This window comes from Nocardioides hankookensis, assembly GCF_042658885.1.
GTDB classification, from domain to species: domain Bacteria; phylum Actinomycetota; class Actinomycetes; order Propionibacteriales; family Nocardioidaceae; genus Nocardioides; species Nocardioides hankookensis.
Genome location: NZ_JBHSRJ010000009.1, coordinates 550,302 through 573,605, shown reverse-complemented (window position 1 = coordinate 573,605; position 23,304 = coordinate 550,302). Strand labels below are relative to the sequence as shown.

Sequence of the window (23,304 nt, the reverse complement as noted above, 5' to 3'; positions counted from 1 at the left end):
CCTTGTGGCAGGCCCAGACTTCGACGCGCAGATCAAGCAGCTCCAGGCGACCATGCTCACGATCGAGCGGGTGCTCGACATCGACGCCATGCGTCGTGACATCGCCGACCTCAGCGAGCAGGTCGCCGCGCCCGACCTCTGGGACGACCAGGACCACGCGACGCGCGTGACCGGCCGGCTCTCGGCCCTCCAGGGCGAGCTGGACCGGGTGACGTCGCTGCGCGGTCGCATCGAGGACCTCGAGATCATGGTCGAGCTCGCGCAGGAGGAGGGCGACGGCGACGCCCTCGCCGACGCCGAGGCCGAGCTGGGTCGCCTCCAGAAGTCCGTCGAGGCGCTCGAGGTGCGCACGCTGCTCTCCGGCGAGTACGACGAGCGCGAGGCGATCGTCTCGATCCGCTCGGGCGCCGGGGGCGTGGACGCCGCCGACTTCGCCGAGATGCTGATGCGGATGTACACGCGCTGGGCCGAGCAGCACAAGTACCCCGTCGAGGTCTACGACGTCTCGTACGCCGAGGAGGCGGGCATCAAGTCCGCCGAGTTCGCGATCCACGCGCCGTACGCCTACGGCACCCTGTCGGTCGAGGCCGGCACCCACCGCCTGGTCCGGATCAGCCCGTTCGACAACCAGGGCCGTCGCCAGACGTCGTTCGCCGCCGTCGAGGTCGTCCCGGTGCTCGAGCAGACCGACGAGATCGAGGTCGACGAGAACGACATCCGTGTCGACGTCTTCCGCTCGGGCGGCCCCGGCGGCCAGTCGGTCAACACCACCGACTCCGCGGTCCGCCTCACCCACCTCCCGACCGGCATCGTCGTCAGCTGCCAGAACGAGAAGTCGCAGCTGCAGAACAAGGCGTCGGCGATGGTCGTGCTCAAGGCCAAGCTGCTCGCGAAGAAGAAGGCCGAGGAGGCCGCGCTCAAGAAGGACCTCAAGGGCGACGTCGCCGCGACCTGGGGCGACCAGATGCGCAACTACGTCCTGAACCCGTACCAGATGGTCAAGGACCTGCGCACCGGCTTCGAGGTCGGCACCCCGTCGGCCGTGCTCGACGGCGACATCGACGACTTCATCGAGGCCGGCATCCGCTGGCGGCGTGACGCCGAGAAGGCCGACGCCTGATCAGCCGCTGACCACCGCGCCCACGGCGCGCGCCACGGCGTCGGCGAACGCCGTGCCGTCGAGGGTGCCGGGGGAGACCTGGGCGTCCTCGAAGAGCGCCTGCGAGGCGCCGAGGGCGAAGAGGATCCGCCAGGCCGCCTCGGCGTCAGCCCGGGAGGCGCCGAACCGGGCGCGCAGCCACCCGGTGACCGTCGCCGCCAGCAGGTGCGAGCTGGCCTCGTTGCGGGCGTCGATGGCGGCGTCGCCCCGGCCCTCGACCAGGAAGGCGCGCATCGGCCCGCGGTGCCGCGCGAAGATGTCGAGCGCGGCGTGCGCGAGCAGCCGCAGCGCGCGTACGTCGTCCGCCTCACCGTCCGCGCGGGCGAAGGCGGCGGCCGTCTCGTCCTCGATGGCCGAGAGCGCGCGCTCCTGCGCGGCCCGCAGCAGGCCGGCCCGGTCGCCGAAGCGGTGGTAGAGCGAGCCGTTCGACGTCCTCGCGTGCTGCGCGACGGCGGCGACCGTCACCGCCTGGAGTCCGCCGGCCTCCAGCAGCTCGAGGGTCGCCTCGAGCATCCGGTCGGCGGAGGACGTGCTGCGGGTCTGCAACGGGGTGCGCACGCCCTCACCCTAGCCAAACTGGAGCGAGTGCTCTAGTTTCAGGGCCATGAGGCGCGACCACTGGAGGCGGCGCAACGACGCCCTCGACCCGGCCACCGACTTCGTCGAGATCTACGCCAACGTCGTGGGCCACGAGTTCCCCTGGGACATGAACCAGGCGCTCGGCTTCGCCCTCTTCCGCACCTATGCCGTGCCGGGGATCGGCCGGCTGCTCGACGACACCGGCGAGTTCACGAAGCGCCCGCAGAAGCGCTACGACGACACCGCCCTGCTCCTGGAACCCCCGACCCGCCTGGGTTTCGAGGACCCGGAGGCCAAGGCGGCGATCCGCCGCATCAACCAGATGCACCGCGCCTACGACATCCCCGACCACGAGTTCCGCTACGTGCTGAGCACCTTCGTGGTCGTCCCGAAGCGCTGGCTCGACGACTTCGGCAAGCGCCCGCTGACCGCCAACGAGGTCGAGGCGTCGGTGCACTACTACCGCACCCTCGGCCGCCACATGAACATCAAGGACGTCCCGGAGACCTACGCGGGCTTCGAGGAGCTGATGGACTCCTACGAGGCCGAGCACTTCGGCTTCGACGAGGGCGGGCGCCGCGTCGCGGACTCGACCCTGGCGCTGATGGTCGACTTCCAGCCGCGCGTCGCCCGACCGGTGATGGGGATCTTCAGCCGCGCGCTCATGGGCCCGCCGCTGCGCGAGGCGTTCCGGTACGACGACCCGCCGGCCGCCGTCGTGGCGGTCTCCCGCGCTGCGCTCAAGGCGCGCGGCCTGCTGCTGCGGGCGTTCCCGGCCCGCAAGGAGCCGAAGGTCATCGAGGACCTGCCCCAGATCCGCAGCTACCCCGACGGCTTCGACATCGAGCAGCTCGGCACCTTCCCGGTGCCCGGCGTGGCCGGCTGCCCGGTCCGCCACGAGACCAGCTGATCCGGCCTCAGCTGCGCGCCGCCTGCGCGACCGCCACGCACCACCGGCCGGTCTGGTCCGCCTCGGGGGCGCCGCCCGCCGACTCGAGCGAGCAGGAGAGCCACGCGTCCCCGAAGAGGCCGTGGAAGGCGAGTGCGTCGCCGCAGCGCACGGCGACCGACGGCGCGCCGTACGCCGGGGCATCGGGGAGCGCCCGGCAGCCGTCCGACCGGCGCGCCTTCCGTCCCAGGTCGGCGGCGTCCGCGGCGGTGACGGGCGGCGCGAAGACCCATGCCCGAGCGACCGTGCCGTCGTCGGCCGTCCACGAGCAGCCGTACTCGTGCGCGACGTCCTTCACGCCGTCGGCCAGCCGGACCCGGTCACCGTTGGCCCAGGTCTTCTCATCGGAGGAGTCGGTGCCGAGCGCGTCGGTCACGGCCTGGGGCGCGACGCGCGGGCAGAAGTCGCCGCGCACCACGCTCACGTCGTCGGTGGCGAAGTCCCGCAAGGGGGTGCTGGACGCCGACGGCCGGTCCGCTGAAGGCCCGTCGTCGTCGCCCGAGGTGCAGCCGGCCACGGCGGTCGTGAGCACCAGCGTCACGGCAGCGACGGCAAGGCGGCGTACGACGGACACCCGGAGAACCTAACCCGACGACCCGCCCGGCACGACGGCGCGTCGGGGACGCTCAGGAACAGCGGTTACCCTCGATTCCCGTGATCCGTTTCGAGAAGGTCTCCAAGACCTACCCAGGTCAGGCGAGCGCCGCGCTCGACACCGTCTCCGTCGATGTCGAGAAGGGGGAGTTCGTCTTCCTCGTCGGCACGTCGGGGTCGGGGAAGTCGACGTTCCTGCGCCTGGTGCTGCGCGAGTACCGCGCCACCTCGGGGCGGGTCTACGTCGCGGGCAAGGAGATCAACCGCCTCGCGACCTGGAAGGTGCCGCGGCTGCGCCGCCAGATCGGCACGGTCTTCCAGGACTTCCGGCTGCTCCCCAACAAGACGGTCGACGAGAACGTCGCGTTCGCGCTCCAGGTGATCGGCCGGTCGCGGTCCGAGATCAACAAGCTCGTCCCCGAGACGCTCGAGCTGGTCGGCCTCGAGGGCAAGGGCGACCGGATGCCCGACGAGCTGTCCGGTGGCGAGCAGCAGCGGGTCGCGATCGCCCGCGCGTTCGTCAACCGGCCCACGATCCTGATCGCGGACGAGCCGACCGGCAACCTGGACCCGACCACCTCGGTCGGGATCATGAAGCTGCTCGACCGGATCAACCGCACCGGCACCACCGTGCTGATGGCCACCCACGACGCCGGCATCGTCGACCAGATGCGCAAGCGCGTCATCGAGCTCGAGCACGGCCGCGTCATCCGTGACCAGGCGCAGGGCGTCTACGGCTTCCAGCACTGATTCCCCGGGCTGACGTCCGACCCCGAGCACCCGAAGGAACCTCACACCACATGCAGCTGCGTTACGTCTTCTCCGAGCTCGGCCAGGGCCTGCGTCGGAACCTCTCGATGCACATCGCGGTCATCCTCACCCTGTTCGTGTCGCTGACGCTGGTCGGCTTCGGCGTACTCCTGCGTGAGCAGTCGATCAAGGCGACCGACCAGTGGGGCTCCGAGCTCCAGATCACCGTCTTCCTCTGCAAGGCGCGCGACGACAACCCGGCGTGCACCGGCGAGGTCACCGACACCCAGAAGCAGGCGATCACCCAGGTGGTCGACGACAGTCCCGAGGTGGACAAGTACCGCTTCGAGTCCAAGGAGGAGGCCTTCCAGAAGGTCAAGGAGCTCCTCGGGCCGGAGAAGTTCGAGGGCAGCAACCCGGCCGCGACCGCGGAGGACATGCCGCAGTCGATCTGGATCACCCTCAACGACCCGGACCAGTACCAGGGCATCACCAGCGCCATCGTCGGCCTCGACGGGGTCTCGCAGGTCCGCGACCAGCGCGACGTCGTCGGGCCGCTGCTGCGGAGCATGAAGTTCATGCAGCGTGGCTCGCTGGTGATCGCGCTCGTCCTGGTCGCCGCGGCGCTGCTGCTGGTCGGCAACACCATCCGGCTCGCGGCCTTCGCCCGACGCCGCGAGATCAGCATCATGCGCCTGGTCGGTGCCTCCCGGCTCTACATCACCCTGCCGTTCCTGATGGAGGCGCTGGTCACCGCGGCGATCTCGCTGGTGCTCTCGTTGGGGGCGCTCGGCGGGTTCATGTACTTCGGCGTCGACCAGTGGCTGAGCGAGGAGCTGGGCTTCATCCCGTGGATCGACTGGGCCGACACCACGACGTGCGTGCTGGTCGTCGCGATCCTCGCGCCCGTGCTCACCCTGATCCCGACACTCGTGGTGACACGCAAATACCTCAAAGTCTGATTCCCACGCGTTACGGTCGACGCGTTCACTTCCCCGAACACGTGAAGGCAGACCGGTGCGTCTCTTCCCCCGTACCGCACGCCGACGCCTGCTCGCGGCCACGGCCGTGTGCTCCCTGGCGCTCGGTGCGCTCGCCGTACCTCTGGCCACGGCCGACGACGGCAAGGGCCTCAAGAACCGTCAGCACGACGCGCAGCACCAGGTCAAGCACGCCCAGCAGGACCTCGACGAGTCCAGCTCGCAGGTGCGCACGGCGCTCGCGGCACTCGACCAGGCGCGTACGTCGCTCGACGCGGCCCGCGGTGACCTGCGCGTCGCCAACGCCAAGCTGGCGGCGGCGCGGGTCCGCGACGACCAGATGCAGCAGCGGCTGGCCGAGGCCGAGACCCGGCTGTCGACCGCCCAGCAGGACCTGGCAGACGGGCAGGACGCGCTCGAGCAGCAGCGACTGTCGCTGACCGACACGATCACCGACATCTACGAGGGCGACGACCCGGCGCTGCTGACCTTTGCGAGCCTGATGAAGTCGCAGTCGACGGCCGACCTGACCCGCCAGCAGGCGTTCAACGACGTCGTCGTCAACCGGCAGGCGCACGCGTACGACGACCTGCACGCCGCCGAGGTGCTGCTCCAGGTCCGCGAGCACCAGGTGCGGGCCGCCCGCGACGACGTGGAGGTCCAGCGCGCGGAGGCCGCCGACCACCTCGTCACGATGAAGGGGCTCCAGGAGGACACCCAGGCCGCGGTCGCGAAGGTCCACGGCCTCGTCGTCGACCGGGTCTCGGCCGGCCGGGCTGCGAAGCGCGCCCGCCACCACGACCTCCGCGCCCTGCGCATCGCGAAGAAGCGCGAGGCGCACGTCCGGCAGCTGATCCTCGCCGCCGCCCGGCGCTCGCGCGGCGGCTACAACGGTCCGACCAACGGGCTGTTCATCAGGCCGGTCCCGGGATCGGTCACCTCGCCCTTCGGCTACCGGATCCACCCGATCTACCACTACTACGGCCTCCACGACGGCACCGACTTCGGCGTCTCCTGCGGCGAGCCGATGCGCGCCATCGCCGGCGGCACCGTGATCTCGCGGTACTGGTCGGACGTCTACGGCAACCGTCTCTACGTGTCGCTCGGCAACATCAACGGCAAGAACGTCACCGCCGTCTACAACCACGCGACCGGCTACCGCGTCGGCGTCGGCGACCACGTCAAGCAGGGCGAGGTCGTCGGGTACGTCGGCTCCACCGGCTGGTCCACCGGCTGCCACCTGCACTTCACGATCCTGGTCAACGGCACCGCCGTCGACCCGATGTCCTGGCTGCCTTGACGGTCGGTGGTTTCGAGGCTCGCTTCGCTCGCACCTCAACCACCGGCGCCGGTGGTTGAGGAGGGACGAAGTCCCGTCTCGAAACCACTTTTCGGCTCCTGAGAGAATGGTGGGATGGCCAAGGAGCAGGGGCGCAAGGTGATCGCGCAGAACAAGAAGGCGCGGCACGACTACCTCATCGAGGACACCTACGAGGCGGGCCTCGTCCTCATGGGCACCGAGGTGAAGTCGCTGCGCCAGGGCCGGGCCTCGCTGGTCGACGGGTTCGTCGACATCGACGGCCACGAGGCGTGGCTGCACGGCGTGCACATCCCCGAGTACGCGCAGGGCACCTGGACCAACCACTCCGCCCGCCGCAAGCGCAAGCTGCTCCTCAACCGCGACGAGATCGACAAGATCGAGCGCCGCGTCAACGAGAGGGGCCTGACGGTCGTCCCGCTCTCGCTCTACTTCAAGGACGGCCGGGCCAAGGTCGAGATCGCGCTCGCCAAGGGCAAGAAGTCCTGGGACAAGCGGCACGCCCTCGCCGAGCGGCAGGCCAACCGGGAGACCGAGCAGGCCGTCGGCCGCCGCCTGAAGGGCATGGATGACTGAGGCGCCGGACGCCCTCGCGGTCCGGATGTTCTGGCAGCCGCTGGGGCTGCCCGGCCTCTTCGACGTGCACACGCACTTCCTGCCGCCCAACATCGAGCGACGGGTCTGGGCGCAGTTCGACGAGGCCGGCCCGAAGATCGGCCGGCCTTGGCCCATCCGTTACAGGCAGTCGGTCGACGAGCGGGTCGACCAGCTGCGCCGCTTCGGCGTACGCCGTTTCTCCTCGCTGCCCTACGCCCACAAGCCCGGCATCGCGACCTACCTCAACGACTGGGCGCGCGGCTTCGCCACCGACGTCCCGGAGTCGATCTGGTCGGCGACCTTCTACCCCGAGCCCGAGGCACCGGCGTACGTCGAGGCGCTGGTCGCCCACGGCGTCGAGGTGTTCAAGGTGCACGTGCAGGTGGGGGAGTTCCGCCTCGACGACCCGGTCCTCGACCCGGTCTGGGGCACCCTCGCCGACGCCGGCACCCCGGTCGTCATCCATGCCAGCGCAGCGCCGGTCGGCAACGCGTTCACCGGGCCGGAGCCGCTGCGCCGGGTCCTGGAGCGGCACCCGCGGCTGACCGCGGTCGTCGCCCACCTCGGCGCGCCGGACTACCTGGAGTTCTGCGACCTCGCCGCCGACTTCGAGCGGGTGCACCTCGACACCACGATGGTGTTCACGGACTTCTGGGAGACGACCTATCCGGCCGGGCTCACCGCGCGCCTGCGCGACCTCCAGGACCGGGTGCTGCTCGGGTCGGACTTCCCGACCATCCCGTACCCCTACGCCCACCAGCTCGAGAGCCTGGCCCGCCTCGACCTCGGCGACGACTGGCTGCGCGACGTCTGCTGGCACAACGGTCACCGACTCCTCGGCATGAAGCGATGATCTTCGTGGTGGTTTCGAGGCTCAGGCCCGGCGGCCTTCACACCTCAACCACCGGTCATCGGTGGGTGAGGTGCGAGCGCAGCGAGCCTCGAGACCACCGCCGCTGAGGTAGGAACATCTCGTGATCTTCGTCGTCCAGCGCCACCAGGCGACCACGCTGCACTACGACCTGCGGCTCGAGGTCGACGGCGTGCTGGCCTCCTGGGCGGTGCCGAAGGAGCCGTCGACCGACCCGCACGTCAAGCGGCTCGCCGTCCAGGTCGACGACCACGAGCTCGAGCACGCGACGTACCAGGACGACCACAAGTCCATCTGGGACCACGGCACCTACGAGGCGCTGACCGAGCCCGATGCCGCGACCGCGATCGCAGCCGGCCACCTGAAGTTCGAGCTCCACGGCGAGCGCCTGACGGGCGTCTATGCGCTCACCCGTACGTCGATGAACGACGACCCGCGCAACTGGATCCTGGTGAAGGTCGCGGAGCAGCCTCGTGCGGCGACCTGACGAGCGATGATGGTGGCCGTGGATGTCTGGAGCCAGATCGCGACCGAGCGCCGATCCCTCGCCGACCTCTTGGACACCCTGACGCCGGAACAATGGGCCGCGCCCAGTCTGTGCGGCGCGTGGACGGTCAAGGACGTGGCGGTGCACCTCAGCGCCGGTCCGGCGACGCCGACGCGCACCCTGCTCAAGGCGATCGTCGCCGGCCGCGGCGGCTTCGACCGGGCGAACGAGCTGATCGTCCGGTGGCGCGCAGATGTCGAGCCCGCGCAGGTGACGGCGTGGCTGCGCGAGTACGCCGAAGACCGGTTCACCCCGCCCACGATGGACTGGAGGGCGCCCCTCACCGACCTTCGCATCCATACCCAGGACATGGTGGTGCCGCTGGGCCTGGACGCCGGTGTGCCCGTCGAGCCGTGGCGCGACGTCCTGGAGTTCCTGGTCTCGAAGGCAGCTCGTCGCGGCTTCGTCCCGAAGGCGCGACCGGAGGTTGCAGCGACGGCGATCGACCTGGACTGGTCGCACGGCTCCGGACCGACGGTCTCGGGACCTGCGCTCGCGCTGGCCGTGGCACTCTGCGGCCGGGAGGCGCTGCTGGACCAGCTCGCCGGGGAAGGGGTAGGGGCTCTCCGAGCGTGGATCGGGAATCCCTGATGCCGCCGACGCGTTCCGACCCGTAGACTGGAAGCACAACTCAAGAGGGGCTGATCGGTTTCGACTTGGGACGTTAGTTCCAGGGGAAGCGGGTCGAGAAGCCAGCGTCATCTCGTAAACGATCGCTGGAAACCTATAACTGCCAACACCAATCGCAGTTCCTTCGCTCTCGCTGCCTGAGCAGTGATCGAAGCGTCAGTCCGGGCACCCGTCTCCGTCCCGGATCCTGGCGTCATCTAGGAGACTTGCTGCTCACTCCGTGTCGCGGAGGGTGAGCGGGACTATTCCGTGACTGAGCCTGTCGGGGACGTGTCCGTGCGAGCCCCGGGGCCGAGAAAAGCGATAGCACGGACTGCACCCGGAGAAGACCTGGATCGACGCTCGAGGACCGGGGTTCGATTCCCCGCAGCTCCACAACAACGATCACCTCTTGGACCAGAGCCTCCCCGGCACCAGCCGGGGAGGCTCTGGTGTCGTCCGGCATCCCTCGAAAGGTGCGAGCATGCGGCTGTCTCCCGCTCAACCTCTCGGCGCCGGGCTCGTCGAGCGCGAGCTCACGCTCGACGACGTCCCCGGCTTCCTGTGGACCCCCGAGTCGTCGTCGGGCCCGGTTCCGCTGGTGCTGCTCGGTCACCCCGGCGGGCTGGAGCCGATGCATCCCCGGCTGGTGGGGAGGGCCCGGCAGGCAGCGGCGAGCGGCTTCGCCTCGGCCACCCTCGAGCTGCCGGGCAGCGGTGAGCGGCCCCGCATGCAGGTCGTCGACGAAGCTCGGGCCGACCTGCGCGCCGCGCTGGGGGCCGGCGAGCCCGTCACGGCGGACATCGTCGACCGGCTGATCCTGCCGCTGGTCGACGCGGCCGTGCCGGAGTGGCAGTCCCTGATCGACGAGGTCCTGTCGCTGCCCGAGGTCGACGGGCCGGTCGCGATCTCGGGTGGGGTCGTGGCGATCGCCGTCCGGCTGGCCGTGGTCGAGCCCCGGCTCGTGGCCGCCGGGCTGTTCGCCGGCAGCTTCGTGCCGCAGGCCACGTACGACGAGGCCCGTCGCGTCACCATCCCGTTGCACGTCCTGCTGCAGTGGGACGACGAGGGCAACGACCGCCAGGCGGCGCTGGACCTGTTCGACGCGTTCGGATCGGCCGAGAAGACGCTCCAGGCGAACCTGGGTGGGCACACCGGAGTGCCGTCGTACGCCGGGGAGGACACCGCCCGGTTCTTCGAACGGCACCTGGCGTAGTCCGTCCGGTCGTGTCGGGGATGCCGGCGGTTCACCTGTGTCCTCGACGATCCGGGGCGTGTTCCGACCCACCCGCCTGGCTGCGACGACCGCCGCCGTCCTGATCCCGCTCGCCGTCGCCACCGGTTCCGGAGCGCCCCCGATCCCGGTCTCGGCCGACCTGGGCGCAGAGGCCGCACCCGCGTCCGCCGCCGAGGCGGCCCCGGCGCCGACGACGGACACGACCTGGGCGGCACCCACCCGCGGCATTCCGGTGGCCGAGGCCCGTCCGGCGCTCGCGGCCCGCGGCGCGGTCGACGCTCTGGACATCCCGCTGGGGGCGCTCGCGGCGTACCAGCGTGCGACCACGATCATCGCCGACGTCCAGCCCGACTGCGGGCTCCGCTGGGAGCAGCTGGCCGCGATCGGGCGCATCGAGTCCGACCACGGCCGGGTGGGCGGCGCGACGCTGAACGTCGACGGCACCAGCAGCCCGGCCGTCCGCGGTCCCGTGCTGGACGGCCAGGGTGACCTCGCCGCGGTCAGCGACACCGACGCCGGTCTGTACGACGGCGACGCGCGCTGGGACCGGGCGATCGGGCCGATGCAGTTCCTGCCCTCCACGTGGACCGAGGTGGGCGTCGACGCCGACGGCGACGGCGTGCGCTCGGCCGACGACCTCGACGACGCGGCGCTCGGCGCGGCCGTCTACCTCTGCGCGGGCGGCGAGCACCTCGACACCCCCACGGGGGCCTGGGCCGCGATCTTCCGCTACAACCACTCGTCGGCGTACGTGACGAGGGTCCTTCAGGTGGCGCACACCTACGAGCAGGGCCGGGCCGCGACCGTGCCCGCGACCGTCCCGGTGACGTCGGTCGCGCCGCCGGTCACGAACGTCGAGGCGACGGCGCACCCGCACGCCGACCACCACCGCCCGACGAAGGGGGACTTCGTGGAGGTCCGTCCCGCAGGCGGCCGCCCGCCGACCGTTCCCGAGCCCGACCCGACGCCCACGGACCCCGAGCCGACCCCCACCGAGCCGACCCCCACCGAGCCGACTCCGACCGAGCCGACGCCCGACCCGGAGCCGGCGACGCTCAACGGCGTCCTCGCCGTCTGCGCCGACGACCCGGCGCACTGGTGCCTGGGCGACACCGTGCTCGACCTCGGCGACGACGCCTGGCTCGCGACGACGGCGACCGACGGCCTCGACGCCGACGGAGTCGTCGAGAGCAACCGCGACGAGATCACCGGCCTCGTCGGCACCGAGGTCACCCTCGGCGTCGTCGCGGACACCGCCCCCGCCCGGGTCGTCTCGGTCAACGGCATCGCGTACGGCGTGCAGTAGAGCCGGTCTGGTCCTCGCCGCCGGCGTACGACGTTCGCCGGACCGGGCGGAGCGGGCGCCCCTAGGCTCGCCCGATGTGCCCACCATCCCCGCTCGCCGGACCGCCTCCGCGGTCGCGACCGCTGCTCTGCTGCTCCTGACCGCTGCCTGCACCGGAGGCGACGAGGACGACGACGAGACGTCGGGAGCCTCGCACACCGGCCGCGAGGGCGATGGCTGGACGGTGCTGCACTACTCGATGGCCGACACCAACCTCGAGCCGTTCATGGTCGCCGACGTCAACGAGCTCGGGGCCGTCGGCTCGAACGACAACCTGCACGTCCGTGAGCTCATGGACCGCTCCGCCGAGTACGGCGAGGACCCGCTGCTCGACCAGGGTGACTGGGTCGGCGGTCGGGTCCTGGACCTCGGCGCGGACGGCACGACCGAGGTCGTCGACGACCTCGGCGACGTCGACTCGGCTGACCCGGAGCTGCTCGCGAGCTTCATCGCAGACGGCATCAAGGACCACCGGGCCGGCCACTACGCGCTGATCATCTCCGACCACGGTGCCTCGTGGCCCGGCATCGGCCCCGACGAGGGCACCGCCCCGGACTACGACGTGCTCGACCTGGCCGAGATCACGGACGCCGTCTCGAGCGGCCTGGAGGAGGCCGGCGTCGACAAGCTGGACCTGCTCGGCTTCGACGCCTGCCTGATGGCCAACTACGAGGTGGCCAGCGCCGTCGCCCCGCTCGCCGACCGGCTGGTCGCCTCGCAGGAGCTCGAGCCCGGCCACGGCTGGGACTACGGCTCCCTCCAGCTGCTCGCCGACGACCCCGACGCGACCGCCGACGACCTCGGCGAGGCGATCCTCGACGGTTTCTCGAGCCAGGCCGAGGAGCAGGGCACCCAGGACCAGATCACGCTCGCGATGATCGACCTGACGAAGATGGACGACGTCGACGACGCGGTCGGCGACTTCGCCGGCGCGCTGGCCGACCAGGCCGCGGACGTCGCTCCGGCGGTCGGCCAGTCCGAGGCGAACACCCTCGCCTTCGGCAAGAACCCGGACGAGACCCAGGACAAGCACCTGAGCGACCTCGGCCTGCTCGCGACCGCGATCGGCGACGCCGCCCCCGACGTGGCCGACCAGGCGGACGCCGTCGTCGACGCCCTCGACGAGGCGGTCCTCGACGAGGTCTTCGGGGTGGCTACCACGGGCGCCACCGGTCTCTCTATCTACCTTCCGCCGGTGCGCGAGCTCGCCGACGGCGCCTACCTCGACGTGCCGACCGCCGACGAGTGGGCGGGCTTCCTCGAGGCCTACTACTCGGCCGGCGCCGCGATCCCGGCCGACGAGCAGCCCGAGTTCAAGGACCCCGACACCGGCCCGGAGGTGACCTTCGACGACGACGGCGGCATCACCCTGACCGGCACCTTCGATCCCGCCGCGCTCGACAACATCACCGAGGCGACGATCAGCTACGCCCTGGTCAACGACGACGGCTCGATCACCTACTTCGGCGAGGAGATCGCCGACTACACCGACGACGGCGCCGCCCCGACGGCGTCCGGCAGCTACGACCTCTCCTACCTCCAGATCAGCGACGGCGAGGACTCGGCGTACGCCTACACCGACCTCGACCTCAGCGACGACCTCGAGACCGCCTTCTTCGACGTCCCGATGACCTACTACGCCTCGACCGACACCGACGGGGCCGACCCGCAGGACGCCCTGCTCTCGCTGGTGCTCGACATCGACGCCGGCGAGTTCGTCAGCGAGACGATCTACATCTACGACGAGGAGTCGGGCGGGTACGGCGAGCTCGCGCCCGACCCCGAGGGCACGATCGTCCCCGACGTGCTCACCATCAGCGCCGACGGCGACCAGGTGTGGGAGCCGACCACCGACGTCGGCCTCTACTCCGACGTCGCCGGCCTGACCTACGAGTTCCTGCCGCTGGACCCGGGCACCACGATCCAGGCCGACCTCACCCTGACCGACTTCGGCGGCAACTCGAGCACGCTCAGCTCCGTCGTCGAGGTTCCTTAGTCCCGTGCCCCTCTCGGCTGGTTGAATGCGCCTCGTGCCAGAGTCCCGCGCGCCGTACTCCGCGCGGGCGGTCGTGCGCGTCGCAGCCGGCGCCGTCGTGCTGCTGTCGCTCGTCATCGGGCTGCTGCTCGCGGTGACCGTGGCGCAGTTCGTCTCGGCCCGCGACCGGGTGCAGGACGACCTCAACCCGGCTCGCGTCGAGCTCGGCACGGTCCTCGCCCTGTACGTCGACCAGGAGACCGCCGAGCGCGGCTACATCCTGACGGGGCGACCCGAGTTCCTCGAGCCGTACGACGAGGCGGCGCCGCAGATCACCACGAAGCTCGACCACCTCCGCCGGGAGGTCTCGGACACCGTGGCGGACCTGCTCGTCGAGATGGACGACGCCCACCAGCGGTGGCTCGACGAGGCGGCCGAGCCCGAGCTCGCAGCGGAGCGCAGGGGCGACCGGTCACGGGCGGAGGAGCTGGTCGCGTCCGGCGACGGCAAGCGTCTCTTCGACCGCGTCCGCACCGCCTACCAGGCCGCCGACCAGGCCCTGGCGGCCGAGCAGGACGCCGCCAACCAGCGCGCCGACGTCCTGCTGCGCCGCCTCTCCTACCTGCTGGGGTTCACGGTCGTGACCTTCCTGGCCACGGTGCTGCTCGGCACCGGAGCGTTCAACCGCAGGGTCCTGCGCCCGCTCGCGGAGCTCGGACGCAGCAGCCGCGCCGTCGCCAGCGGCGACCTCCAGCACGTGGTGCGCGGCGCGGGTCCGCGCGAGGTCTCCGAGGTGGGTGAGGACGTCGACACGATGCGCCGACACCTGCTCGACGAGCTCGACGCGAGTCGCCGGGCCTCCGAAGCGCTCGTGCTCGGGCAGCCTGCGGTCCAGGCGCTGCAGTCGGCGCTCTCGGAGCTGGCTCCCGTCGGAGCCGGGGTCGAGGTCGCCGCCCAGATCGAGTCGGCGGAGGGCGTCCTCGCCGGCGACTTCATCGACATCGTCGACCTCGGCGACGACCGGGTGGCGATGGTCCTCGGGGACGTCTCCGGCCACGGCCACGAGTCGGCGGTGGTCGGCCTGCGGCTCAAGAGCGCGCTGTCGGCGATGCTGCGCCAGGCGCCGGTGCCCGACGTCCTCGCCGCCGTCCGCGACGGTCTCGTCGACTCCGAGCTCTTCGCCACCGTCTTCGTCGCGGTCCTCGACACCGCCGCCGACCGTCTCTCCTTCGTCAACGCCGGCCACCCGCCGCCGCTCCTGGTCGCCGGCGGCCGCCTCGTCGAGCTCGAGCCGACCGGCCCCCTGGTCAGCGGCGTCCTCACCGACGCGACCTGGGAGGTGGAGGACCGGGCGTTCGAGCCGGGCGACGCCCTCGTCGTCTTCTCCGACGGCCTGCTCGAGGCGCGCGACGCGCACGGCACGGAGTTCGGCCAGGCCCGGGTCGAGTCCGTCCTCGCCGCCACGGCCGGCCGGGCGCCTGCCGAGGTGGTCACCCGGCTGCGCTCCGCGGTGCGCGACCACGCCGTCTCGCAGCGCGACGACGTCACCGTGCTCGTCGTACGCCGCGGGTAGCCGACAACCAATCCGTCGCGGGCGGCGTCTCCGAGTCATGAGGAATCGACACCGGAACACCATCCTGTCTCTCGCGGCCGTGGCGATGCTTCTCTCGACCGCAGCCGCGCCCGCGACCGCGACCGCCGAGGCGTCGCCTTCCCGGTCCGCGGCGCCCCGCCTGATCGTCTACTCCGACGGCCACTCGGCGGGCGTCGAGGTCACCCGCGCCTCCCAGGCCCGGCGCCTGCACGGCTCGCCAGCCTCGTTCAAGCGCTTCATCGGCCGCACCGCCCAGCGCATCGCCGACGCGTCCACCTGCGAGGGCGGGTACGTCGGCGTGACGGTCTTCCGCATCCGCACCGACGGCTTCGCCGCCGGCGGGGTCAACGACTGCGGCGGCTACGCGGCCCTGTGGGCGATCGTCGACGGACGCTGGAAGCAGATCGAGGGCACCCAGGAGCTCTGGGCCTGCGGCCCCCTGCTCCGCCACCGGGTGCCGAGCTCGATCGCCGGCCACTCCTGCTACGACTACCGCCGCCAGGCCCAGCGCCGCTACCACCAGCGCTGAGCCTGCGCGACACGTTCGTCACACCGCCTCCAGGGTTCGGGCGCCGTCACGGGGGAACATGGGTGCCATGTCTCTCGGGTCACGGATCGGTGTCGTCGTGTGCGCGCTCGCGCTCGCTGTCGGGCTGGGTGCGCCCGTCCGCGCCGCGACGAGCACGGTCCTGACCCTGACGGCGCCCTCCGCCTTCGCCGGCGGCGTCACGACCTTGACCGTGGCTGCCACGGACGAGACCGGAGCACCGCTCGTCGGCGCCCCGCTCGTGCTGGAGCGCCGCACCGGCGACGTCTGGCAGGCCGTCGGCACGGTCACGACCGGGGACGACGGCCGGGCCTCCGCCGACCTGACCGTCTCCCGGGTCGCCGACGACAACGCCGTGCGCGCGACGTACGCCGGCGACGCTGACCACCCAGCGGCCGTCCAGGAGGGCACCCTGCCGATCACCCCCCGGGCCGGCCGGGTGCTGCTCGGCGGCCCACGGGCGGTCGTGGACGAGCGGTCGGTGACGCTGAAGGTGCTGTGGCGCACCGGCAACGGACAGCCGGTGGCGGGCGAGGTGCGGATCTTCCGCCAGGTCCCCGGCGGTCGCTGGACGGCGTACGACGTGGTGACGACCGGCGCCGACGGTCGGGGCAGCCTGCGGGTGACGCCCCGGACCAACACCCGGTGGCAGGCCCGGGCGCCCCGGCTGTCGTGGGTCGCCGCTGACCGGAGCGGCGTGCTGCGCATCGACAACCGGCCGCCGGGCGTGCCGGTCGCGCTGCCGAAGGGAGCGCCGCAGCCGCGCATCAAGCTGCCCGCCCAGCGGCGCGCCGTCGGTGACGGCGCCAACCTGACCATCTCCGAGATCGGCGACGCCGTCTGGCGACAGATGGACGGCGTCTCGTGGCACAGCGGGTGCCCGGTCGGCCGTTCCGGCCTGCGCATCGTGCGAGTCAACTACTGGGACTACCGCGGCTACCGGCGCCGCGGCGAGGTCGTCGCCAGCACCGCCGCGGCCGGCCCGATGGGCGCGGCCCTGGCCGAGATGTACCGCCGCGAGCTGCCGATCCGGGCGATGTACCGCGTCGACCGGTTCGGCTGGAGCGGTCGCTCCCGCGGCGGCGACGACTACGCCTCGATGGCGGCCGGCAACACCTCGGCGTTCAACTGCCGCGACGTGACGGGCCGTCCCGGCCACCGCTCTCCGCACTCCTGGGGCGGCTCGCTCGACGTCAACACCTGGGAGAACCCCTACCGCTCGGCGCAGGGCACCGTGCCCAACACCTGGTGGCAGCCGCGCTCGCACAAGCGGGTCGCCTGGCGCTCGAGCTCCCACGCCGTCGTCCGGGTGATGGCCCGGCACGGCCTGCGCTGGACCTACGGCAACGGCGACACCCAGCACTTCGACTACGTCGGCAGCGCCGGCAAGCGGCTGGCCGCCGGTGGCCCGGAGCCGTGCACGCGCTACTGCGACTGACCGTCAGCCCCGCAGCTCGGTGGTGATCTGGTCGGCGTCGAGGACGGTGAGCGCGCTCTCCAGGGTCTGCGACGCGTAGGTGCCGTCGGCGCGCGCGTCGAGGAGCGCGTCGCGCATCGCGTCGATCATCAGCAGTCGCAGCTCGCGGTACTGCGCGCCCAGCTCGCGGCTGTAGCCCGCGTCCTCGTCGTCGGTCCGCATCGTGGAGGCCGCGCGGGCCCGCTCCAGCACCGTGGCGTCGTACGGCGTGCCGTCCGGTCGCCGGAGGTCCGGGTCGGCGACCGCGGCCCGAGCGGCGTCGCTCAGCTCCGTGAGCAGCTCGCCGCGCTCCGCGTCGTTCGCGCCGGGATCGTCCTGCGACCCCAGCCCGAGCCGGGCCACCAGCCACGGGAGCGTGCCGCCCTGGACGACCAGGCTCCCTGCGGCGACCACGAACGCGATCAGCACCAGCAGCGAGCGCTGCGGCGTGTCGTCCTCCAGCGTCTGCGCGGCGGCCAGGGTCACGACGCCGCGCATGCCCGCCCAGACCAGCACGGTGCCCTCCCGCCAGCCCAGGGGAGCGCCGGCGAGGTAGTCGACGTCGGCCAGGGTCCGCCGGATCCGGGTGCCGAGCATCTCGGTGCGTCGCTCGATGTGCTCCTCGAGGCGCTGCGCCTCGCGCTCGTTGCGCGGCTCCCGTCCCGGTCGCGACCGGACCGGCAGCGAGCCGTCGTCGAGCTGGGTCTGCATCGTGGTGAGGTGCTCCCGGCTCGCCTGGCCGCGCTCGGCACGTCGACGGAGGCCGACCATCAGCGGTACGACGTACAGCGCGCGGATGGCGACCACGAGCGCGGTCGCGGCAGCGCCGATCCAGACGGCGGACCACAGGTCGCCGTGGGTGTCGTTGACGTCGGAGACGACGCTCTCCAGCTCGAGGCCCATCAGCAGGAAGACACCGCCCTCCAGCAGCAGCTCGACGGTGCGCCAGTTCTGCTCCTCCGAGAGCCGGTGGCGCGGGCCGAGGTAGCGCGGCGCGGCCTGGCCCGTGTAGAGGCCGGCGGTGACGGCCGCGACCAGCCCGGAGGCCCCGAGGTGCTCGGCGGGCAGGTAGGCGACGAACGGCACCGCGAACGAGATCGCCGTGTTGACCGCCGTGTCGTGGATCCGCGACCGCACGACGAGGTTGAGGCGGCCGACGACCAGGCCGATCGCGACGGCGACGACGACGGCGAGCACGAAGTCCCAGGCCACGCCCCAGACGGAGAACGCCGTGGCCGCCACGGCGGAGCGCAGCAGTACCAGCGCGGTCGCGTCGTTGAGCAGGCTCTCGCCCTGGAGCACCGCGATCACCCGTGGCGAGACACCGAGCCGCTTGACGATCGTGGTCGCCACCGCGTCGGTCGGACTGATGATCGCGCCCAGGGCGATGCCCGTCCGCAGCTCGATGCCGGGGACCACGGCCGCCAGGAAGGCACCGACGACGACCGCGCTGACGACGACCAGGACCACCGACAGGCTGCCGATCGCCGTGAAGTCGCGTCGGAAGTCCATTGCGGGCATCGACACCGACGCCGAATAGAGCAGCGGCGGCAGCACGCCGATCAGCACCCACTCCGGGTCGATGTCGACCTCCGGCACGCCGGGCAGCAGGCTGGCGACGACGCCGACGACCACGAGCAGCAGCGGTGCCGCGACCCCGAGCCGCGACGCGAAGGCGGTGACGGCGGCGATGCACAGCGCGGCGGCGACGGCGATGAGTGCGATCTCCATGGGCACTAGCCTTTCGTGCATGGCGGCTGCGGTCGAGTGCGTGTTCTGCGGGATCGTCGCGGGCGAGATCCCCGCCGACGTGGTCCTCGACGAGCCCGACCTCGTCGCGTTCCTCGACCGCCGCCCGGTCTTCAAGGGCCACGCGCTGCTGGTCCCGCGCGAGCACGTCGTCACGCTGCCCGACCTGCCGGCGGCGCTGCGGGACCCGTTCCTGGCGGCCGCGCAGCGGCTCGCGACCGCGGTCGTCGAGGGTCTCGGCGCCCAGGGCAGCTTCGTCGCGATGAACAACGTCGTCAGCCAGTCGGTCGCGCACCTGCACCTGCACGTCGTACCTCGGACCAAGGGTGACGGGCTCCGAGGCTTCTTCTGGCCGCGCACGTCGTACGCCGAGGGTGAGGCCGCCGACTACGCCGCCCGGCTCCGGGCCGTGCTCTGACCTGTCCTACTGTGGCTTCTGCTGTGAAGTAGGACTTTCGATCACCGACAGGCAGGAGCAGCAGCGATGGGTCGTTTCGACGGGCGAGTTGCGGTCGTCACCGGGGCAGCACGCGGTATCGGGTTCGGCACCGCCACGCGGTTCGCCGAGGAGGGCGCGTCCGTCGCGGTCCTCGACCTCGACGAGGCGAGCGCGGCCGAGGCCGCGGCCAAGCTGCCGCTGGTCGACGGGGCGAAGTCCGTCGGCATCGGCTGCGACGTCAGCGACACGGAGTCGGCCGAGGCCGCCGTGGAGCGCGTGGTCGCCGAGCTCGGGGGCATCCACATCCTCGTCAACAACGCCGGCGTGACCCGCGACAACCTGCTCTTCAAGATGACCGACGACGACTGGGACATGGTCATGAACGTGCACCTGCGCGGTGCGTTCCTGATGACCCGCGCCGCCCAGAAGCACTTCGTCGCCCAGAAGTACGGGAAGATCGTCAACCTCTCGAGCGTCTCCGCCCTCGGCAACCGTGGGCAGGCCAACTACTCCGCCGCCAAGATGGGCGTCCAGGGCTTCACCCGGACCCTCGGCATCGAGCTCGGCCGCTACGGCGTCAACGCCAACGCGATCGCGCCCGGCTTCATCGCCACGGAGATGACCGACGCGACGGCTGCTCGCCTGGGCGTCGGCGTCGAGGAGTTCCGTGCCGCCGCGGCCGAGGCCAACCCGGTCAAGCGGGTCGGCTACCCCGAGGACATCGCCGCCGCCGCGGCGTTCCTCTGCAGCGACGAGGCGTCGTACATCACCGGCCAGACGCTGTACGTCGACGGTGGCGCCAAGCTCGGCTGACGCCAACTCTCGGGCGCGCCTCCCCACGGGGTACGGTCGCGCCTGCACAATCGAAGTCGAGCAGAACACACGAGTTTCACGAACGGAGCGTCCCTGTGCGCCGTGCCCAGCTGACCACCGCCCTCCTCGTCGCGGCGAGCCTCGTGCTCGTCGGCTGTGGCGGGGGGAGCGACTCCTCCGACGACCAGAAGCCGGCCTCGCAGAAGGTGGCCGGCAGCGAGGAGATCGCCTCGACCTGGCCGCTGACGGGACTCCCGGTCACCGGTGACGAGGACGCCGAGAAGACCTACCCGGTGCTGGTCACCAAGATGGACAACACCTACTCCAGCTCCCCGCAGATCGGGCTGAGCAAGGCCGACATGGTCGTGGAGGAGCTGGTCGAGGGCGGGCTGACGCGACTCGCGGCGTTCTACTACTCGCAGCTGCCGTCCAAGGTCGGCCCGGTGCGCTCGATGCGCGCCAGCGACATCGGCATCGTCTCGCCGATCCACGCCTCCGTCGTGACCAGCGGCGCGGCCGGGCGCACGATCGCCCGGATCAAGGGCGCCGGCATCCAGTTCTTCCAGGAGGGTGCCGCCGGCATCTCGCGCGACACCAGCCGCAGCGCGCCGTACAACGTGTTCGCGGACCTGACGAAGATCGCCGACACGGCCGAGCAGGATCCGGCCCGCCCGGACGACTACCTGCCGTGGGGCGACGAGAAGGACTTCCCCGGCGGCCAGAAGGCCACCAAGATCGCGGCCAGCTTCGGCGGTGGCCACACCACGAACTGGACCTACGACGGCAAGGGCTACGTCAACGAGAACACGTACGCCGCCGACGGCGACCACTTCCCGGCCGACACCGTGCTGGTGCTCCGGGTGACGGTCGGCGACGCCGGCTACCTCGACCCCGCGGGCAACCCGGTGCCGGAGACCAAGCTGACCGGCAAGGGCCAGGCGATGATCTTCCACGACGGCAAGCTGGTCCGCGGCACCTGGACCAAGGACGACCTCGACGCCCCGATCAAGCTGTCGACCAAGGCCGGCGCGCTGACCGTGCCCGCGGGTCACACCTGGATCGAGCTGGTGCCGGCCGCCAACGGCGACGTCACCTTCACCAAGAAGTAGCCGCCGGCGGCGGTTCAGGCCTCGTCGGGGAGCTCGCCGGAGGGCAGCTCCGCGCCGCTCTCCGCGAGCGCGCGGAAGCCGGCGAGGATGAAGCTGATCGCGGTCTCGACGTTGGTCGCGGCCTGGATCGGGTCCGGCGCGCTCGACACCGACTCGCCCGCCGACGACATCGCGCCGAAGAAGATCCGCGCGAAGGTCTGCTGCAGGTCCTCGTCGAGCTCCCACTCGCCCGCGTGCAGGACCGAGCGGACGATCTCGAGCACGTTCGCGAAGGTGGAGCGCTCCTCCTGCTCGCGGTAGCGCTCGTAGCCGAGCACGGACGGACCCTCCTGGATCACGATCCGCCGGTAGCGCGGCTCCTGGACGACGGTGAGGAAGGCGCGGAGGCCGGCGGTGGCCTTCTCCCACGGGTCCCGGTGGCCCTTGAGGGCCTTCTGGATCGCCCGGGCGGCGTCGTCCTCGACCCGCTCGAAGACGGCCTCGAAGAGCGCCTGCTTGCCGCTGAAGTGGTGGTAGAGCGCGCCCTTGGTGACCTCGGCGCCGGCCACGATGGTGTCCAGCGAGGTCGCGGCGTACCCGTTCTCGGTGAAGAGCTCCTCGGCCACGTCGATCAGCGCCCGCTTGGTGGACGCCGAGTACTGCTGGCGGCGGTTCGCGCCGGGCACCCCCGGCACGCGCGGGACGAGCTTGGAGACCGAGGACTTGCTCATGGTCACCGGAGCCTAATACCTACCGTCGGTATGCGTGACTCGGATCACCGGCCGTGAAGGTTGCATACCGTCGGTATGCGGACATACCGTGAGTACGTACTTGCGGTATGTCCCGACCGGGACGACCGTCCACCCCGAAGGAGAGACACCATGACCTGGACGTCCTTCCACCGCCGCGGAGAGGTCCTCCGCGACGTCATCGCCAGCGCCAACCGCCGTCGCGACGGTCGCCTCCCCATGGAGCTGACCGGTGTCGCGGAGACGTTCGGCGACGAGCTGGTCCTGCTCGGCGCCCTCCAGCTGCGCTGGCACACCCGCCTGGCCGGCCGCATCGAGCGCGAGCTCCTGGCCGAGCCCATGGAGCTCGAGGACGCCGTCGTCGCCGCCTGGCACGCGACGGCCGACGAGCTCCCCGGCGTCCGCGCGATCCTCGATCGCGAGCGGACCGCCCCCAGCACCCCCGCCAGCTCCGCGGCGATGGCCAAGGCCACCGCCAAGGAGCACGTTCTGCTCGCCATGATGGCCGGCCGTGTCAGCACCCCTGACGACGCCGCCGCCCGGGTGGGCGCCGAGATCGAGGACCGCGCGCGGGCGACGTACCGCCCCGCTCCGCTCCCGGCCGACGAGCCCAGCACCCTGCTGGGTCGCCTCAAGGCGGTCGTCGCGGCCTGACCCTCCGGTCAACCACCTGGCCACCCCTCTGGCAGCCCCGGGCCCGACCCCTCCCTCCCACCGTCGGTCCCGGGGCTGTCGCATGCCCGAGGCCCAGGTCTGCGCGATGATGGGTCCATGAGCCAGCCGGTCGCCGGGATGCTGCTGGTGGCGAGCCCTGCCCTGGTCGACCCCAACTTCGCCGACTCGGTGGTGCTGCTCCTCGACGTCGACGACAACGGCGCGCTCGGTGTCGTGCTCAACCGCCCCTCGGGTGTGCCCGTCGACGCGGTGCTCGACGGCTGGGCCGACGTCGTGGCGGAGCCGGACGTGCTCTTCCAGGGCGGTCCGGTCGGCGCCGACGGCGCGCTGGCCGTCGCGCTGCTGCGCGACCCCGACGACGTGCCGGTCGGCTTCCGGTCGGTCGACGGCCGGCTCGGGCTCGTCGACCTGGACGCCCCGGTCGAGCTGCTCGCGGGCAGCCTGGCCGGCCTGCGCATCTTCGCGGGGTACGCCGGCTGGGGTGCCGCGCAGCTCGACGGCGAGATCGAGGAGGGCAGCTGGTACGTCGTGCCGGGGGAGACCTGGGACCCGTTCCGGCAGGACACCTCCGACCTGTGGCGCGAGGTGCTGCGACGCCAGCCGGGGGAGATGGCCTGGCACTCGACCCGGCCCGCGGACCCCGAGCTCAACTGAACCTTCGATTACAGTGGAGTCTGTGACCAC

Annotated in this window: 24 protein-coding genes and 1 other RNA gene; 21 read left to right on the top strand and 4 right to left on the bottom strand. The window is 71.7% G+C overall.

Features of this window, described 5'->3' with window-relative positions:
- The first annotated feature begins 4 nt into the window (after positions 1-4).
- On the top strand, positions 5-1,120 hold the full coding sequence (prfB, locus tag ACFPYL_RS22365; RefSeq protein WP_379159776.1) for a peptide chain release factor 2: 1,116 nt from the start codon (positions 5-7) through the stop codon (positions 1,118-1,120).
- Here the strand turns inward: prfB and ACFPYL_RS22360 are convergent, their stop codons facing one another.
- Positions 1,121-1,717, bottom strand: a complete 597-nt coding sequence (locus ACFPYL_RS22360; protein ID WP_379159773.1) for a TetR/AcrR family transcriptional regulator — start codon at positions 1,715-1,717, stop codon at positions 1,121-1,123. It abuts the gene before it with no gap.
- A gap of 46 nt (positions 1,718-1,763) precedes the next feature.
- Here ACFPYL_RS22360 and ACFPYL_RS22355 point away from each other — a divergent pair, with 46 nt between their 5' ends.
- Positions 1,764-2,648, top strand: coding sequence for an oxygenase MpaB family protein (locus ACFPYL_RS22355; RefSeq protein WP_379159770.1), 885 nt, complete (start codon positions 1,764-1,766; stop codon positions 2,646-2,648).
- A gap of 7 nt (positions 2,649-2,655) precedes the next feature.
- Here the strand turns inward: ACFPYL_RS22355 and ACFPYL_RS22350 are convergent, their stop codons facing one another.
- Positions 2,656-3,261 carry a hypothetical protein gene (locus ACFPYL_RS22350; protein ID WP_379159768.1) on the bottom strand — a complete coding sequence of 202 codons (606 nt, stop codon included), beginning with the start codon at positions 3,259-3,261 and terminating at the stop codon, positions 2,656-2,658.
- Between the two features lie 80 nt (positions 3,262-3,341).
- Here ACFPYL_RS22350 and ftsE point away from each other — a divergent pair, with 80 nt between their 5' ends.
- From ftsE to ACFPYL_RS22280, 14 genes are all read left to right on the top strand, one after another.
- Entirely contained in the window at positions 3,342-4,031 is a 690-nt protein-coding gene (gene ftsE / locus ACFPYL_RS22345; protein WP_379159765.1) for a cell division ATP-binding protein FtsE, read from the top strand.
- A 50-nt stretch (positions 4,032-4,081) separates the two neighbouring features.
- Positions 4,082-4,993: a permease-like cell division protein FtsX gene (gene ftsX / locus ACFPYL_RS22340; RefSeq protein WP_379159762.1), complete on the top strand. Its 912-nt coding sequence runs from the start codon at positions 4,082-4,084 to the stop codon at positions 4,991-4,993.
- A 55-nt stretch (positions 4,994-5,048) separates the two neighbouring features.
- Positions 5,049-6,311: a peptidoglycan DD-metalloendopeptidase family protein gene (locus tag ACFPYL_RS22335; protein WP_379159759.1), complete on the top strand. Its 1,263-nt coding sequence runs from the start codon at positions 5,049-5,051 to the stop codon at positions 6,309-6,311.
- A gap of 114 nt (positions 6,312-6,425) precedes the next feature.
- Entirely contained in the window at positions 6,426-6,905 is a 480-nt protein-coding gene (gene smpB / locus ACFPYL_RS22330) for an SsrA-binding protein SmpB (RefSeq protein WP_379159756.1), read from the top strand.
- On the top strand, positions 6,898-7,779 hold the full coding sequence (locus ACFPYL_RS22325) for an amidohydrolase family protein (RefSeq protein WP_379159753.1): 882 nt from the start codon (positions 6,898-6,900) through the stop codon (positions 7,777-7,779). The genes smpB and ACFPYL_RS22325 overlap by 8 nt, the downstream gene beginning before the upstream one ends.
- Before the next feature lie 121 nt (positions 7,780-7,900).
- Positions 7,901-8,284 carry a DNA polymerase ligase N-terminal domain-containing protein gene (locus tag ACFPYL_RS22320; protein ID WP_379159750.1) on the top strand — a complete coding sequence of 128 codons (384 nt, stop codon included), beginning with the start codon at positions 7,901-7,903 and terminating at the stop codon, positions 8,282-8,284.
- Positions 8,285-8,302: 18 nt separating this feature from the next.
- A complete protein-coding gene (locus ACFPYL_RS22315) occupies positions 8,303-8,935 on the top strand; it encodes a maleylpyruvate isomerase family mycothiol-dependent enzyme (RefSeq protein WP_379159747.1) in 633 nt (210 codons plus the stop codon).
- A 46-nt stretch (positions 8,936-8,981) separates the two neighbouring features.
- Positions 8,982-9,352: a transfer-messenger RNA gene (gene ssrA, locus ACFPYL_RS22310) on the top strand.
- An 85-nt stretch (positions 9,353-9,437) separates the two neighbouring features.
- Positions 9,438-10,169, top strand: a complete 732-nt coding sequence (locus tag ACFPYL_RS22305) for an alpha/beta hydrolase (RefSeq protein WP_379159745.1) — start codon at positions 9,438-9,440, stop codon at positions 10,167-10,169.
- A 58-nt stretch (positions 10,170-10,227) separates the two neighbouring features.
- The gene (locus tag ACFPYL_RS22300) at positions 10,228-11,496 is read left to right on the top strand and encodes a lytic transglycosylase domain-containing protein (RefSeq protein WP_379159743.1); all 1,269 of its coding nucleotides are present in this window, start codon (positions 10,228-10,230) and stop codon (positions 11,494-11,496) included.
- 76 nt (positions 11,497-11,572) lie between these two features.
- Positions 11,573-13,531 (top strand): clostripain-related cysteine peptidase, encoded by a 1,959-nt coding sequence (locus tag ACFPYL_RS22295; RefSeq protein WP_379159740.1) that lies wholly within the window; start codon positions 11,573-11,575, stop codon positions 13,529-13,531.
- A 34-nt stretch (positions 13,532-13,565) separates the two neighbouring features.
- Entirely contained in the window at positions 13,566-15,083 is a 1,518-nt protein-coding gene (locus tag ACFPYL_RS22290) for a PP2C family protein-serine/threonine phosphatase (RefSeq protein WP_379159737.1), read from the top strand.
- A gap of 79 nt (positions 15,084-15,162) precedes the next feature.
- Positions 15,163-15,633: a hypothetical protein gene (locus ACFPYL_RS22285; RefSeq protein ID WP_379159734.1), complete on the top strand. Its 471-nt coding sequence runs from the start codon at positions 15,163-15,165 to the stop codon at positions 15,631-15,633.
- Positions 15,634-15,700: 67 nt separating this feature from the next.
- Positions 15,701-17,089 (top strand): M15 family metallopeptidase, encoded by a 1,389-nt coding sequence (locus tag ACFPYL_RS22280; protein WP_379159732.1) that lies wholly within the window; start codon positions 15,701-15,703, stop codon positions 17,087-17,089.
- A gap of 3 nt (positions 17,090-17,092) precedes the next feature.
- On the opposite strand, the gene ACFPYL_RS22275 is transcribed toward ACFPYL_RS22280, so the two are convergent.
- Positions 17,093-18,838 (bottom strand): cation:proton antiporter, encoded by a 1,746-nt coding sequence (locus ACFPYL_RS22275; RefSeq protein WP_379159729.1) that lies wholly within the window; start codon positions 18,836-18,838, stop codon positions 17,093-17,095.
- 19 nt (positions 18,839-18,857) lie between these two features.
- Between ACFPYL_RS22275 and ACFPYL_RS22270 the strand changes: the two genes are divergently transcribed.
- From ACFPYL_RS22270 to ACFPYL_RS22260, 3 genes are all read left to right on the top strand, one after another.
- Entirely contained in the window at positions 18,858-19,274 is a 417-nt protein-coding gene (locus ACFPYL_RS22270; protein WP_379159727.1) for an HIT family protein, read from the top strand.
- Positions 19,275-19,340: 66 nt separating this feature from the next.
- Positions 19,341-20,108, top strand: a complete 768-nt coding sequence (locus tag ACFPYL_RS22265; RefSeq protein WP_379159724.1) for an SDR family NAD(P)-dependent oxidoreductase — start codon at positions 19,341-19,343, stop codon at positions 20,106-20,108.
- Positions 20,109-20,203: 95 nt separating this feature from the next.
- Positions 20,204-21,217 carry a DUF3048 domain-containing protein gene (locus tag ACFPYL_RS22260; RefSeq protein ID WP_379159721.1) on the top strand — a complete coding sequence of 338 codons (1,014 nt, stop codon included), beginning with the start codon at positions 20,204-20,206 and terminating at the stop codon, positions 21,215-21,217.
- Positions 21,218-21,231: 14 nt separating this feature from the next.
- Here the strand turns inward: ACFPYL_RS22260 and ACFPYL_RS22255 are convergent, their stop codons facing one another.
- Positions 21,232-21,927, bottom strand: coding sequence for a TetR/AcrR family transcriptional regulator (locus ACFPYL_RS22255; RefSeq protein WP_379159718.1), 696 nt, complete (start codon positions 21,925-21,927; stop codon positions 21,232-21,234).
- Positions 21,928-22,077: 150 nt separating this feature from the next.
- Between ACFPYL_RS22255 and ACFPYL_RS22250 the strand changes: the two genes are divergently transcribed.
- Both ACFPYL_RS22250 and ACFPYL_RS22245 read left to right on the top strand, forming a co-directional pair.
- A complete protein-coding gene (locus ACFPYL_RS22250; RefSeq protein WP_379159716.1) occupies positions 22,078-22,599 on the top strand; it encodes a hypothetical protein in 522 nt (173 codons plus the stop codon).
- Positions 22,600-22,716: 117 nt separating this feature from the next.
- The gene (locus ACFPYL_RS22245) at positions 22,717-23,274 is read left to right on the top strand and encodes a YqgE/AlgH family protein (protein ID WP_379159713.1); all 558 of its coding nucleotides are present in this window, start codon (positions 22,717-22,719) and stop codon (positions 23,272-23,274) included.
- The last annotated feature ends 30 nt before the right edge of the window (positions 23,275-23,304 follow it).

Coding starts and splice junctions, on each gene's coding strand:
- ACFPYL_RS22255 (WP_379159718.1), bottom strand. CDS start 21,927: ATGAGCAAGTCCTCGGTCTCCAAGCTCGTCCCGCGCGTGCCGGGGGTG.
- ACFPYL_RS22355 (WP_379159770.1), top strand. CDS start 1,764: ATGAGGCGCGACCACTGGAGGCGGCGCAACGACGCCCTCGACCCGGCC.
- ACFPYL_RS22250 (WP_379159716.1), top strand. CDS start 22,078: ATGACCTGGACGTCCTTCCACCGCCGCGGAGAGGTCCTCCGCGACGTC.
- ACFPYL_RS22275 (WP_379159729.1), bottom strand. CDS start 18,838: ATGGAGATCGCACTCATCGCCGTCGCCGCCGCGCTGTGCATCGCCGCC.
- smpB (WP_379159756.1), top strand. CDS start 6,426: ATGGCCAAGGAGCAGGGGCGCAAGGTGATCGCGCAGAACAAGAAGGCG.
- ACFPYL_RS22280 (WP_379159732.1), top strand. CDS start 15,701: ATGTCTCTCGGGTCACGGATCGGTGTCGTCGTGTGCGCGCTCGCGCTC.
- ACFPYL_RS22305 (WP_379159745.1), top strand. CDS start 9,438: ATGCGGCTGTCTCCCGCTCAACCTCTCGGCGCCGGGCTCGTCGAGCGC.
- ftsX (WP_379159762.1), top strand. CDS start 4,082: ATGCAGCTGCGTTACGTCTTCTCCGAGCTCGGCCAGGGCCTGCGTCGG.
- ACFPYL_RS22325 (WP_379159753.1), top strand. CDS start 6,898: ATGACTGAGGCGCCGGACGCCCTCGCGGTCCGGATGTTCTGGCAGCCG.
- ACFPYL_RS22270 (WP_379159727.1), top strand. CDS start 18,858: ATGGCGGCTGCGGTCGAGTGCGTGTTCTGCGGGATCGTCGCGGGCGAG.
- ACFPYL_RS22265 (WP_379159724.1), top strand. CDS start 19,341: ATGGGTCGTTTCGACGGGCGAGTTGCGGTCGTCACCGGGGCAGCACGC.
- ACFPYL_RS22245 (WP_379159713.1), top strand. CDS start 22,717: ATGAGCCAGCCGGTCGCCGGGATGCTGCTGGTGGCGAGCCCTGCCCTG.